General features: G+C 72.3%; 12 protein-coding genes and 1 pseudogene. 7 read left to right on the forward strand and 6 right to left on the reverse strand.

Annotation, left to right across the window (positions count from 1 at the left end; all coding sequences use genetic code 11):
* Window positions 1-65 precede the first annotated feature (65 nt).
* The 5 genes from ABZ810_RS31885 (at window position 66) to ABZ810_RS31905 (ending at window position 5,654) form a co-directional block, all read left to right on the forward strand.
* Window positions 66-1,421 carry an APC family permease gene (locus ABZ810_RS31885; RefSeq protein ID WP_358409631.1) on the forward strand — a complete coding sequence of 452 codons (1,356 nt, stop codon included), beginning with the start codon at window positions 66-68 and terminating at the stop codon, window positions 1,419-1,421.
* A gap of 69 nt (window positions 1,422-1,490) precedes the next feature.
* Complete coding sequence (locus tag ABZ810_RS31890; protein WP_358409633.1) at window positions 1,491-3,041, forward strand: N,N-dimethylformamidase beta subunit family domain-containing protein; 1,551 nt, start codon at window positions 1,491-1,493, stop codon at window positions 3,039-3,041.
* 93 nt (window positions 3,042-3,134) lie between these two features.
* Window positions 3,135-4,262 (forward strand): histidine kinase, encoded by a 1,128-nt coding sequence (locus tag ABZ810_RS31895; RefSeq protein WP_358409634.1) that lies wholly within the window; start codon window positions 3,135-3,137, stop codon window positions 4,260-4,262.
* Window positions 4,259-4,918 (forward strand): response regulator transcription factor, encoded by a 660-nt coding sequence (locus ABZ810_RS31900; RefSeq protein ID WP_358409635.1) that lies wholly within the window; start codon window positions 4,259-4,261, stop codon window positions 4,916-4,918. The genes ABZ810_RS31895 and ABZ810_RS31900 overlap by 4 nt, the downstream gene beginning before the upstream one ends.
* A gap of 139 nt (window positions 4,919-5,057) precedes the next feature.
* Window positions 5,058-5,654 (forward strand): PadR family transcriptional regulator, encoded by a 597-nt coding sequence (locus ABZ810_RS31905; protein ID WP_358409636.1) that lies wholly within the window; start codon window positions 5,058-5,060, stop codon window positions 5,652-5,654.
* Between the two features lie 31 nt (window positions 5,655-5,685).
* Here ABZ810_RS31905 and ABZ810_RS31910 read toward each other — a convergent pair.
* Window positions 5,686-6,537: pseudogene (locus tag ABZ810_RS31910) on the reverse strand (SPFH domain-containing protein); the annotation flags it as partial.
* Window positions 6,534-6,980 (reverse strand): NfeD family protein, encoded by a 447-nt coding sequence (locus tag ABZ810_RS31915; protein WP_358409637.1) that lies wholly within the window; start codon window positions 6,978-6,980, stop codon window positions 6,534-6,536. The pseudogene ABZ810_RS31910 and the gene ABZ810_RS31915, both read right to left, overlap by 4 nt.
* A gap of 150 nt (window positions 6,981-7,130) precedes the next feature.
* Between ABZ810_RS31915 and ABZ810_RS31920 the strand changes: the two genes are divergently transcribed.
* On the forward strand, window positions 7,131-7,568 hold the full coding sequence (locus ABZ810_RS31920; RefSeq protein WP_358409638.1) for a hypothetical protein: 438 nt from the start codon (window positions 7,131-7,133) through the stop codon (window positions 7,566-7,568).
* Window positions 7,569-7,590: 22 nt separating this feature from the next.
* On the opposite strand, the gene ABZ810_RS31925 is transcribed toward ABZ810_RS31920, so the two are convergent.
* Window positions 7,591-8,157 carry a thioredoxin family protein gene (locus ABZ810_RS31925; RefSeq protein WP_358409639.1) on the reverse strand — a complete coding sequence of 189 codons (567 nt, stop codon included), beginning with the start codon at window positions 8,155-8,157 and terminating at the stop codon, window positions 7,591-7,593.
* Between the two features lie 180 nt (window positions 8,158-8,337).
* Between ABZ810_RS31925 and ABZ810_RS31930 the strand changes: the two genes are divergently transcribed.
* The gene (locus ABZ810_RS31930; protein WP_358409640.1) at window positions 8,338-8,706 is read left to right on the forward strand and encodes a nuclear transport factor 2 family protein; all 369 of its coding nucleotides are present in this window, start codon (window positions 8,338-8,340) and stop codon (window positions 8,704-8,706) included.
* Between the two features lie 9 nt (window positions 8,707-8,715).
* Here ABZ810_RS31930 and ABZ810_RS31935 read toward each other — a convergent pair whose 3' ends face one another.
* The 3 genes from ABZ810_RS31935 to ABZ810_RS31945 form a co-directional block, all read right to left on the reverse strand.
* Window positions 8,716-8,919: a hypothetical protein gene (locus ABZ810_RS31935; RefSeq protein WP_358409641.1), complete on the reverse strand. Its 204-nt coding sequence runs from the start codon at window positions 8,917-8,919 to the stop codon at window positions 8,716-8,718.
* Window positions 8,920-8,966: 47 nt separating this feature from the next.
* Window positions 8,967-9,515 carry an NAD(P)-dependent oxidoreductase gene (locus ABZ810_RS31940; protein WP_358409643.1) on the reverse strand — a complete coding sequence of 183 codons (549 nt, stop codon included), beginning with the start codon at window positions 9,513-9,515 and terminating at the stop codon, window positions 8,967-8,969.
* 196 nt (window positions 9,516-9,711) lie between these two features.
* Window positions 9,712-12,234: a DNA topoisomerase IV subunit A gene (locus tag ABZ810_RS31945; RefSeq protein WP_358409644.1), complete on the reverse strand. Its 2,523-nt coding sequence runs from the start codon at window positions 12,232-12,234 to the stop codon at window positions 9,712-9,714.
* Window positions 12,235-12,281: the final 47 nt, after the last annotated feature.

The raw sequence follows: 12,281 nt of genomic DNA on the forward strand, positions 1-12,281 counted from the left end.
ATCGACGATAAGTAGTCGGCTCGTGGGTACCGGGGGTTCCAGGGCCGAGGACAAGGGAGTGGTGCATGTCGGAGACGGCGGTCGATCCGCAACAGAGCGAGGGCGGCCTCAAACGCGTCATCGGGCGCAGGGTGCTCATGCTGTTCGTGGTCGGGGACATTCTCGGCGCGGGCATCTACGCCCTGGTCGGGCAGGTCGCGGGCAAGGTCGGCGGAGCGGTGTGGGTCCCGTTCCTGGCGGCCTTCGTGCTCGCGGCGCTGACGGCGACCGCGTACGCCGAGCTGGTGGGCAAGTATCCCCAGGCGGCCGGGGCGGCGCTCTACACCAACAAGGCGTTCGGCATCCCGTTCGTGACGTTCATCGTCGCGTTCGCGGTGATGATGAGCGGCATCACCTCGGCGAGCGCGGCGGCCCGCGCGTTCGGCGGCCAGTACCTCGCCGAGTTCGTGTCGCTGCCGACGCTGGTGGGCGCGCTGATCTTCCTGGCGCTCGTGACGCTGGTCAACTTCGCCGGCATCTCCGAGTCCATCAAGGTCAACATCGTGCTCACGCTGATCGAGGCGTTCGGGCTCCTGGTCATCATGGTGATCGGCGTCTTCGCGCTCATCAGCGGCGACGGCGAGCCGAGCCGGGCGCTGGAGTTCCACCCGGCGAACGGGGCGTTCCTCGGCGTGCTGGGCGGCACCGCGCTGGCGTTCTACGCGCTGCTCGGCTTCGAGGACTCGGTCAACCTGGCGGAGGAGTCCAAGAACCCGGCCAGGGACTTCCCGTTCGCGCTCTTCACCGGGCTGGCCGTCACGGTCGTCATCTACATCGCGGTCGCGTTCACCGCGACCATGCTGGTCGAGACCGAGACGCTGGAGACCTCCACCGGGCCGCTGCTGGAGGTCGTCAAGGTCGCCGGGTTCACGTTCCCGCCCAAGCTGTTCGCGCTCATCGCGCTGCTGGCGGTCGGCAACACCGCGCTGATCAACATGATCATGGCGTCCCGGCTGGTGTACGGGATGGCGCGCGAGCGCATCGTGCCGTCGGTCTTCGCGGTGACGCACCCGACCCGCGCGACGCCGTGGGCGGCGATCGTCTTCACCGTGGCGCTGGCGGTGATCCTGGTCAGCACCGGCGACATCGGCGGCCTCGCCGACACCACCGTGCTGCTGCTCCTGTTCGTCTTCGCGCTGGTGAACGTGTGCGTGCTGGTGCTGCGCAAGGACACGGTCGAGCACGCGCACTTCCGGGCGCCGACCTGGATGCCGATCGTGGGGGCGGTCAGCTGCCTGGTGCTGACGCTGCCCATCACCGGGCGCGAGGGCGAGGTCTACCTGCGGGCGGCGATCCTCGTCGGCATCGGCGTGGTGTTGTGGTTCGTCAACCGGCTCGTCGTCGGCAAGATCGACTCGATCGACGTCAGCAAGATCGAGTGATCGCCGGTCCACGCCTCGCCGGTCGCACGGGCCACGTCGGCCCCCTGAGTTCCGGCAGAATGCACGCTTGTGCTCGCATCTCGGGGGATCACCGTCTGGACGCTGCTCGCCGTCGTGCCCGTCCTGCTGCTGGCCGGATGTTCGTTCGCCGGTGACGGCGGCAGCCCGGCCGGCGCGGCGACCGGGCCGGCGGCGCCGGGCCGGGGTGCCGCCCCGGCCGCCTCGCCCGCCCCGTTCGACGTGGCGGCGGAGAACGCCCGGCCGGGCACGCCCGGCTGGAAGATCCGCAAGCGCGGCGGGACCGGCGAGATCGAGGGCTACGCCGACCGGGTGAGCGTGCTGCCGGGGGAGGGCTTCCGGCTGTTCGTGTCGACGACCACGCCCGGCTTCAGGACCGAGGCGTTCCGGGTCGGCTGGTACGGCGGGGCGCAGGCGCGCAAGGTGTGGGAGTCGCCCCGCCAGGCGGGGACCCGGCAGGCCTTCCCGAAGGTGAGCGACCGCAACTACACCGTCACCGCGCCGTGGCGGCCCTCGCTGACCGTGCCGACGAACGGCTGGCCGGAGGGCGTCTACCTGCTGCGGCTGACCGCGGACTCGGGAGCCCAGCGGTACGTCCCGATCACGCTGCGCTCGGCCGACGCCACGGGACGGCTCGTGCTCCTCAACGCCACCACCACCTGGCAGGCGTACAACACCTGGGGCGGCTACAACCTCTACGCCGGGCCGAGCGGGTACGGCGACCGGTCGCGCGCCGTCAGCTTCGACCGTCCCTACGACAAGGACGGCACCGGCAAGTACATGGCCTACGAGCACCCGGCGATCGTGCTGGCCGAGAAGACCGGGCTGAAGCTGGCCTACGCCACCGACAACGACCTGCACGCCGACGGCGGCCTGCTGCGCGGCGCGCGCGGGCTGGTGACGCTCGGGCACGACGAGTACTGGTCGACCGCGATGCGCACGAACGTCACGAGGGCGCGCGACGGCGGCGTCAACGTCGCGTTCCTCGGCGCCAACGCGGTCAACCGGCACATCCGCCTCGGGCCCACCCGGCTCGGCGCCGACCGGCTCGTGACCTGCTACAAGGACGCGGCCGAGGATCCCGTCGCCAAGACCGACCCCAAGGAGTCCACGCAGGACTGGCGGCTGCCGCCCGCGCCGCGGCCGGAGAGCGACCTCATCGGGATCATGTACAACTGCTTCCCGGCCGCCGGGTCGTTCACCGTCCGCCGTTCCGGCAGCTGGCTGTTCCGCGGTACGGGCGTCCGCAGGGGCACCGCGTTCCCCGGGCTGATCGGGCCGGAGACCGACGCGATCAACCCGGCCGGCCCGACCCCGCGGCCCATCGAGGTGCTGGCCCACTCGCGGATCGACTGCGGTGGCGTGCCGATGACCGCCCAGGCCACGTACTACACGACCAGGAGCGGCTCGGGCGTCGTCGCGACCGGCACCATGCGCTGGGTGTGCGCGATGCGCGGCCCCGAATGCGGCCACGGCATCACCGAGGCGGGCCGCCGGTTCGTGACGAAGGTGACCGAGAACCTCCTGCACGCCATGGCCGCCGGGCCGCTCGGCACCGCCCACCCGGCCAACGACGACCTGCCGGAGTTCAGCCCTTACTAGCCACGGGCCACCGCCCGTCCACCCGGGGGTGGAGAGAGCGTCGTCCAGCCCGGCGCCGATCCCGGGGAGGGCCGGTGTCGGTAGTTTCAGGGTGTGAGATCCGACTGGTTCCGGCCCGGCTCCCGGTGGCTTCGCGGCCTCGTCGTCGCCGCGTCCCTCGCCTGGGGTCTGGTGTTCTACGTCCGGGACCTGTTCGACTCCGAGCCCAGGCCCGCGCTGCACGGCGAAGGCCTGCTCCTGGTCGTTCTCAACGTCCTGACCATCGGAACCCTGGCCGTGGGCATCTGGGCGGCGCGGACGGCCCGCCACTGCGAGCGCTCGCGGCGCTGGTGGACCGCGATCGGGCTGCTGCCGGCCGCGCTGGCGGGATCGCTGGGCCTGTACCTGCTGTCCGGACGGCAGAACGGGGGGTTCGTCTTCTCCCTGATCGCGCTGTGGGTGCTGGTCACCCTGCTGCCGGTGTGGTGGAGCGTGGGCCTGGCGCTGGTGGCGGCGGTCGCGGCGGGCCTGGACTCCGACTTCGGGCTGATGGCGGCGATCGGCGGGGTCGGCCTCGGTGCCCTGGCCACCCGGCAGCGGGTCCAGGCCCAGGAGGCCACCCGGCGGGCCGAGGCCAACACGCTCGTGCTGGACGAGCGCGCGCACATCGCCCGCGAGATCCACGACATCCTGGCGCACTCGCTGTCCGCGCAGATCGTCCATCTAGAGGGCGCGCGGCTGCTGCTGTCGCGGGACGGCGACCGCGTCCAGGCCCTGGACCGGGTCGAACGTGCGCAGCGGCTGGCGCGCGCCGGGCTGGAGGAGACCCGGCGGGCCCTGGCGACGCTGCGCGGCGACGCGCCGCGGCTCGAGGAGGCGCTGGCGGAGCTGGCCGAGGAGTTCCGGGACGGCACCGGGCGGTCCTGCGAGGTCGAGGTGACCGGGACGCCGCACGAGCTGTCGCCGCAGTCCGGGCTGGCCGTGATCCGCACCGCCCAGGAGGCGCTCACCAACGTCCGCAAACACGCCCCCGGCGCGCAGGTGCGGCTCCTGCTGGCCTATGGTGACGGCGGCGTGGAGCTCGACGTGATCGACACCGGCGGCACCGAGGCGGCCCTGACGGACCTGGGCGGCGGTTACGGCCTGGTGGGCATGCGGGAACGGGCCGAGCTGATCGGCGGGACGCTGGAGACGGGTCCGGAGGGTGAGGGGTTCCGAGTGAAGCTGCGAGTGCCCGCATGAGCGGCGAGCGCACGCGGGTGCTGGTCGTCGACGACCAGACGGTGGTCCGCGAGGGCCTGATCCTGCTGCTGGAGCTGCTCCCGGACATCGAGGTGGTCGGGTCGGCGGCGGACGGCGAGCAGGCCGTCGCCCGGGCGGCCGAGCTGGCGCCCGAGGTCGTGCTCATGGACCTGCGCATGCCGCGGGTGGACGGCGTGGAGGCGACCCGGCGGATCAAGGCCGCGCATCCCGGGATCGAGGTCGTCGTGCTGACCACGTACGCCGACGACGAGTCCATCTTCGCGGCGCTGCGCGCCGGCGCCCGCGGTTACCTGACCAAGGACGCCGGCGGCGAGGAGATCGCCGCCGCGGTCGCGACCGTGCGGAGCGGCTCGTCGCCGCTCGATCCGGCCGTCCAGCGCCGCCTGGTCGAGGCGGTCGCGGCGGGGGAGCAACGGCCGAAGCGGCACGGCGACCTGCCCGACGGGCTCACCCGCCGGGAGGCCCAGGTGCTGGCGCTGATCGCCAAGGGCCGGTCCAACGCCGAGATCGCCGGTGATCTCTTCATCACCGAGGCGACGGTCAAGACCCACATCAACAACCTCTTCGCCAAGGCGGGCCTGCGCGACCGTGCACAGGCCGTGACCTACGCGTTCCGGCACGGCCTGGCCGAGTGACGGCCGGTGCCCGGCCTGGGCGAACCGCCGGGCCGGCCCGAACCCTGTGCCGCAGTGCCAGATTTGTCAGGAATATCTGTCAGGATCTTGTCACCCCGAGTCGGGTCATGACGGGTGATCAATGGCTACTCTTGCGGGCATGCCGCGATCAGTAGACCGGCCCCTGCCGGCCACCGCCTGGGCGGTGCTCGGGATCCTGTCGTTCGGCGAGGAGCTCACCGGCTACGAGGTCCGGCAATGGGCCGAGCACAGCCTGCGGTTCTTCTACTGGAGCCCGGCGATGAGCCAGATCTACTCCGAGCTCAAGCGGCTCGAGCAGGTCGGGTACGCCTCGTCCCGCACGATCACCGGTGACGACACCCGCACCAAGCGCGTCTACACGATCACCGGGCCCGGCCGGGTCGCCCTCGCCGAGTGGGTGGAGGGCACGCCGGTCGAGCCGCCGGTCCTCAAGCACGGCGCGGCCCTGCGGGTGTGGCTCGGGCACCTGGCGACCCCGGAGCGGCTGCGCGAGATCGTCGCGCAGCACCGCGACAACGCCCAGCGCCTGTGCGACGAGGCCGAGTTCTCCCGGCGGACCGCGGCCGACGTGCCCGGATGGGCCTATCCCGAGCTGGTGGCGCGGTGGGCGACCCGCTACTACGCGGCCGAACGCGACCTGGCCGAGCAGATGCTCACCGACCTCGACGAGCTGGCCTCTTCCGGTCGTGCTCCCGGCCGTGACCCGTCGGGCTGAGGCGCGTTCAGCGGTCGGGGGCTCCGTTCTCGAAGGCCTTGCCGAGGTTCCGCATGGCGGTGGTGAGCTCGCTCGGGATGACGAAGAACGTGTTGCCGTCGCGGGCCAGCTGCGGGAGCGTCTGCAGGTACTGGTAGGCCAGGACGGCGGGATCGGGGTCGCCGGCGTGCACCGCGGCGAAGACGGTCTCGATCGCCCCGGCCTGACCCTGAGCTGTCAGGATGCGCGACTCCCGGTCGCCCTCGGCCCGCAGGATGGAGCTCTGCTTCTCACCCTCGGCCGTCAGGATCGCCGACTGCCGGGCGCCCTCGGCGGTGAGGATCGCCGCGCGCTTGTCCCGCTCGGCCCGCATCTGCTTCTCCATCGCCTCCTTGATGGTCGGCGGCGGCTCGATGCTCTTGATCTCGACGCGGTTGACCCGGATGCCCCACTTGCCGGTGGCCTCGTCCAGCACGCCGCGCAGCCCGGCGTTGATGGTGTCGCGCGAGGTCAGCGTCTCCTCCAGCGCCATGCCGCCGATCACGTTGCGCAGCGTGGTGGTGGTGAGCTGCTCGATCGCCTGGATGAAGCTCGCGATCTCGTACTCGGCCGCGCGCGGGTCGGTGACCTGGAAGTAGATGACGGTGTCGATGTAGACGACGAGGTTGTCCTCGGTGATGACCGACTGCGGGTCGAACGACACCACCTGCTCGCGCAGGTCGATGCGCGGGCGCACCTTGTCCACGAACGGGATGACGATGTGCAGGCCCGCCTCGAGGGTGCGCAGGTAGCGGCCGAGCCGTTCCACGTTGGACGCGTGCGACTGCGGCACGATCCGCACCGCCCGCACGATCAGTACCACGATCAGCAGCGCGATCACCGCGCCCACGATCAAGCCGGTCATGACAACTCCTCATCCCGCGGATGCACCAGCGCGGTCGCTCCCTCGATCGCCAGCACCTCCACCCGGGTGCCCGCGGCGATCGTCATCGCGGGGTCGTAGGGCCGTGCGGTCCAGTCCTCACCGCCGAGGCGCACCAGGCCGTGGCCGCGGTCGACGTCCACGAGAGCGACGGCCTCCCGGCCGACCAGCGCGGCCGTGCCGGTGCGGAGCGGCGGCACGCGGTCGAGCCGGCGCCTGGCGTACGGGCGGACCAGCAGCAGCCCGGCCGCGCCGACGACGGCGAACGTGACGAACTGGCCGAGCGTGCCGAGCCCGAGCCCCGCCGCCCCGGCGCCCGCCAGGGCGGCGGCCGCCAGCAGCCCGAGGTCGATGGTCACGGTGAGCACCTCGAGGACCCCGAGCACGGCGGCGGCCGCAAGCCAGATCAGCCACGCGTGGTCCACGCGTACGGTCCTTCCCCGTGACCTGGGAGAACAGGGTCAACGGGGCGGCCGAAACGGGCAACGGACGGGTCAAATCACCCGACGTTCCGTGGACGTCGGCTCACCATGGGTAGTGACTCCCCGTCCGGTGAGCCCCGAGAGGACGTTGGCGTGCCCAAGACATGGATGATCGCGGATTACCTGCGACCGTACGCACAATGGCGCATCAACCGGGCCGACACGCGGGACGACGGGCGCAACGCCCGGGCCGCGATCGGCCTCATCGACGCGGCCTCCTACTGCATGCAGATCGACGACGGCGAGCGGGTCGTCGTCCGCATGGCCATCGCGGGCTGCTTCGCGTTCGGCCGGTTCAACCCCGGCGCCGAGGGTGAGCGGCTCATCCGTTTCTGGCACTACGAGGACGCCTCCGGCGGGCCCGCCGAGCTGCTCGAGGCGGTCGCCGCCGCGGCCGAACGCGGTCTGCGGCCCCAGCAGGCGCCGCCGGACCAGGTGCGGGCGACCGAGGCGCGGCAGTCCGCGCAGGCTCCCGAGCAGGTGCCTGAGGCCGAGCAGGCTCTTCCGCGCCCTCGCGTCGGCGCGAACTGACCCGGCCCCGCCCGGCGAACGGTCAGGCCGGCTCGCCGCCCGGCTTCCACTTGATGCCGCAGCCGAGGCTGGGCGTGTGCGGTCCGGGGACGGCCTCGCCCGCCAGGACGTGGTCGAGCGCGGCGCGCAGGGAGGAGCCGTCGGCGGGCAGGTCGTTGCGCGGCCGGGCCCCGTCGAACTCGCCGCGGTAGGCGAGCCGCCGGTCCCCGTCGTACAGGAAGAAGTCGGGCGTGCAGGCCGCCCGGTAAGCGCGCGCAACGTCCTGCGGCTCGTCGACGAGGTACGGGAACCCGAACCCGGCCCGCTTGGCCTGCTCCCGCAGGTGGTCGGCGCCGTCGTCGGGGTAGTTGGCCACGTCGTTGCTGCAGACGGCGACGGTGGCGAGCCCGCGCGCCGCGTACTCGGCCGTGACCGCGCCCACCGCGTCCTCGATGCGGCGCACGTACGGGCAGTGGTTGGACAGGAAGATCACCAGCAGCGCCGGGGCGCCGGCGAAGTCCTCCAGGGAGACGATGCCGGCGTCGGCGGACGGCAGGCTGAACGGGGGTGCGGGCGTCCCGAGCGGGACCATGAACGATGCGATCGCCATGCCGTCCATTCTCGCGCCCGATCCCGGCGGCCGTGCTCACCCGGGCGGGGGACCGGCGGGTGAAGATCGCGCCGGTGCCCGCCCGCCCGCGCTGGATCGACCAAGCGGTTGGTTGGTAAGCTGCGGCCCGCCGGTGCGACCGGGCCGGTGCGACCGGGCCGTTGGGACGAAGGGGCGGGCATGCCGACTCAGGAGCAGATGAAGGCCGTGCTGCAGGCGTACGTCGACGGGTTCGACGCCGCCGACCCCGGCGCGGTGTCCGGGCTGTTCGCCGACGACGCGGTGATCGAGGACCCGGTCGGCACCCCGCCGATCCAGGGCCGCGCCGCGATCGACGAGTTCTACGTGAACGCGATGGCGGTGGGCACCAAGCTGACGCTGGACGGCCCGATCCGCGGCTCGCACGGTGACAAGGCCGCCATGGCGTTCACCGTCGAGGTCCCCGCCATGGGCATGCGCATCCACGCCATCGACGTCATGACGTTCGGCGAGGACGGCAAGGTCACCCGGATGGAGGCCCTGTGGGGGCCCGACGACATCGAGCAGTGACCCGGGCGTTCACTCGGGCAGCCCGGCCCGGCCGAGCGTGAACGCCCGGCTCGCGAACTCACCGCCCTGGGGCGTGTCGCCGATCGTGAACGTGCCGTCGATCCCGGGCGCGTACACCTCGGCGTCGTCCAGCGGGCGGTAGCCGAGTTCCTCGCTCAGCTCCCAGAACCGCTGGGTGTTGGCCGAGACGGCGTACGCGGCCAGGTAGCCCACGTCGGCGGTGAGCGCCGCGCGGACGAAGCCCGCGCAGTCGCGCGGGCTCAGCCAGGTGGCCAGGTGGCCAGGTGGCGCGGCTCGGACGGCTCGATCTCGAAGCTGCCGATGCGCAGGCAGACCACCTCCAGCCCGAACTTGTCCGCGTACAGCCGGGCGAGCGCCTCGACGGCCACCTTGGTCACGCCGTACAGCCCGTCCGGCCGCGGCGGCATGTCGGGGGAGACCGTCTCGCCGGTCGGGTAGAAGCCGGTCAGCCGGTTGCTGCTGGCCAGCACGACGCGCCGCACGCCGGTGCGGCGGGCCGCCTCCAGGACATGGTGCGTGCCGAGCACGTTGCCCTCGACCAGGTCGGGGAAGGGAGCTTCGTCCGGCACCCCGGCCAGGTGCACGATCGCGTCCGCGCCGGACACGAGCGGGACGAGGTCCGCCGACCCGGCCACCTCGACCTGGTGTGCCTCCTCGCCGGGCCCGGCGACGTCCAGCGGCACCCGGTCGACCAGGACCAGCGTCGCCGACATCTCGCGCAGCGGTGCGCGCAGAGCCGATCCGACGCGTCCGGCCGCGCCGGTCAGCACGATCTTTCGCAATGACATCCCGGCAGTCTCGCATCCGGGCCGTGCCCATCGCGGTGTGGGTTTCGCGGTGTGGATTTCGCCGCGCGTACCGCAGTGCGCGCGGGGTGACGCGCGCGTCCGCGGCGATGCCGGTCGGGGTGAGGTCTCCGGAGCGCGCCCGCGCCCCGCTCCCGCAGAGCGCGGGGGCGGGGCGCGGGCGTCGTGTGCGTCCGGCCTACTCCTCGGCTTCGGCCGCGCCGGCTCCGGCACCGGCCTCGCCGCGCTGATCGCCCTCGACCAGCGGGCCGAGCGCGCCGCCGACCGCGGCGATGGCCTTGGGCAGCTTCTCTCCCGAGCCGTCGCGGCGGCCCAGCTCCTCGGGCAGTTGCATCGGCTTGCCGGTGGTCGCGGCGGCGCGGACCGGCGTGACGCCGGCCCAGGCGAGGATCAGGGTGTCCTCGCCCTTGAGGAAACGGTGCGACCGCACGCCGCCGGTCGCGCGCCCCTTGGCCGGATACTCGGCGAAGTCGGCGATCTTGATGGCGCCGGTCTGGGTGCCCGGCAGGGCGTCCGACGAGCCGGAGACCGTCACCACCCGGGCGTCCCACTCGGTGTCGACGGCGCCGAACCAGAGCACCCTGGCCCCCGACGCCAGCTTGATGCCCGCCATGCCGCCCGCCGCGCGGCCCTGTGGCCGGACCAGGGACGACTGGAAGTGCAGGAGCTGCGCGTCGGTGGTGATGAAGACCAGGTCGATCTCCTCGGACTCGAGCTGCACCGCGCCGACGACCCGGTCGCCGTCCTTGAGGCCGATCACCTCGAACTCGTCGCGGTTGGCCGGATAGTCGGCCACCACCCGCTTGACCACGCCCTGCTCGGTGCCCAGCGCCAGCCCGCCGCCGTAGTCGTCGAGCGCGCCGAGACCGACCACGGTCTCACCGGCCTCCAGGACCACGAACTCGCTCAGCGGTGCGCCGCCCGCCAGCGACGGCGGTGTGGACGTCGGCGGCAGCGCGGGCAGGTCGAGCACGTCCACCCGGATCATGCGACCGGCCGAGGTGACCGCGCCGACCTGGCCGCGGGCCGTCGCGCGGACCACCGAGACCAGCACGTCGTGCGGCGACCGCGAGCCCTCGACCGGCAGCGGGTCGGCCGTGCCGGTGCGGGCCAGCAGGCCGGTCGACGACAGCAGCACCAGGCACGGGTTGTCGGCGATCTCGAGCGGCACGGCGGCCGTCTTGGCCTGGCCGGACGACTCCAGCAGAACGGTGCGGCGCGGGGTCGCGAACTCGGCGGCCACGTCGCCGAGCTCGCTGGACACCAGGGCGCGCAGCTTGGTCTCCGACTCCAGGATCGCGGTCAGCTCGGCGATCTCGCGGGCCAGCTGCTCCTTCTCCTTCTCCAGCTCCAGCCGGTCGTAGCGGGTGAGCCGGCGCAGCGGGGTGTCGAGGATGTACTGGGCCTGGATCTCCGACAGCTCGAAGATCTGCATCAGGCGCTGCTTGGCCTGCGAGGCGTCGTCGCTCTGCCGGATGACCTGGATGACCTCGTCGATGTTGAGGAGGGCGATCAGCAGGCCGTCGACGAGGTGGAGCCGGTCTTCGCGCTTCTTGCGGCGGAACATCGACCGGCGCCGCACCACGTCGATGCGGTGGTCGACGTACACCTGGAGCAGGTCGCGCAACCCCAGCGTGCGCGGCTGGCCGTCGACCAGCGCGACGTTGTTGATGCCGAAGGTCTCCTCCATCGGCGTGAGCCGGTAGAGCTCCTCCAGCACGGCCTCGGGGTGGAAGCCGTTCTTGATCTCGATGACCAGCCGGAGCCCGACGTTGCGGTCGGTGAGGTCCTTCAGGTCGGCGATGCCGTTGATCTTCTTGGCGTTGACGAGCTCCTTGATCTTGGCCTTGACCCGCTCGGGGCCGACCGCGTAGGGGAGCTCGCTGACCACGATGCCCTTGCGGCGCGGCGTCACGCTCTCGATGTGCGCGGTCGCCCGCGTGCGGAACGTGCCGCGCCCGCTCTCGTAGGCGTCGCGGATGCCGTCCAGGCCGACGATCTTGCCGCCGGTCGGCAGGTCGGGCCCCGGCACGAAGCGCATCAGGTCGTCGAGCGTCGCGTCGGGGTTGTCGATCAGGTGCCGCGCCGCCGCGACCACCTCGCCGAGGTTGTGCGGCGCCATGTTGGTCGCCATGCCGACCGCGATGCCGGCCGCCCCGTTGACCAGGAGGTTGGGGAACGCGGCGGGCAGGACCTCCGGCTCCATCTCCTGGCCGTCGTAGTTGGGCCGGAAGTCGACGGTGTCCTCGTCGATCGAGGTGACCATGAGCATGGCCGCGCGGGACAGCCGCGCCTCGGTGTACCGCATGGCGGCGGGCTGGTCGTCGCCGCCCATCGACCCGAAGTTGCCGTGCCCGTCGACCAGCGGCATCCGCATGGACCACCACTGGGCCATCCGGACCATCGCGTCATAGATCGCACTGTCGCCGTGCGGGTGCAGCTTGCCCATGACCTCGCCGACGACGCGGGCGCACTTGACGTGCCCCCGGTCGGGCCGCAGGCCCATCTCGTTCATCGAGTAGAGGATGCGCCGCTGGACGGGCTTGAGCCCGTCGCGCGCGTCCGGGAGCGCCCGCTGGTAGATGACCGAGTAGGCGTACTCGAGGAAGCTGCCGCGCATCTCCTCGGAGACATCGACATCGATGATGTTCTCTTCGAAGTCCGGCGGCGGGGGAGGGGCTTGGGATCCGCGTCGTGCCATGTGGGACATTGTTGCCGGTCCCGGGGACAGTTTGACACTCAGCCGTC

Source organism: Spirillospora sp. NPDC047279, assembly GCF_040643285.1.
Classification (GTDB): Bacteria; Actinomycetota; Actinomycetes; order Streptosporangiales; family Streptosporangiaceae; genus Spirillospora.

Bases quoted from the DNA above. Each gene is read 5' to 3' on its own strand.
- ABZ810_RS31945 (WP_358409644.1), bottom strand. From the start codon at position 12,234: ATGGCACGACGCGGATCCCAAGCCCCTCCCCCGCCGCCGGACTTCGAA.
- ABZ810_RS31940 (WP_358409643.1), bottom strand. From the start codon at position 9,515: ATGTCATTGCGAAAGATCGTGCTGACCGGCGCGGCCGGACGCGTCGGA.
- ABZ810_RS31925 (WP_358409639.1), bottom strand. From the start codon at position 8,157: ATGGCGATCGCATCGTTCATGGTCCCGCTCGGGACGCCCGCACCCCCG.
- ABZ810_RS31930 (WP_358409640.1), top strand. From the start codon at position 8,338: ATGCCGACTCAGGAGCAGATGAAGGCCGTGCTGCAGGCGTACGTCGAC.
- ABZ810_RS31885 (WP_358409631.1), top strand. From the start codon at position 66: ATGTCGGAGACGGCGGTCGATCCGCAACAGAGCGAGGGCGGCCTCAAA.
- ABZ810_RS31905 (WP_358409636.1), top strand. From the start codon at position 5,058: ATGCCGCGATCAGTAGACCGGCCCCTGCCGGCCACCGCCTGGGCGGTG.
- ABZ810_RS31900 (WP_358409635.1), top strand. From the start codon at position 4,259: ATGAGCGGCGAGCGCACGCGGGTGCTGGTCGTCGACGACCAGACGGTG.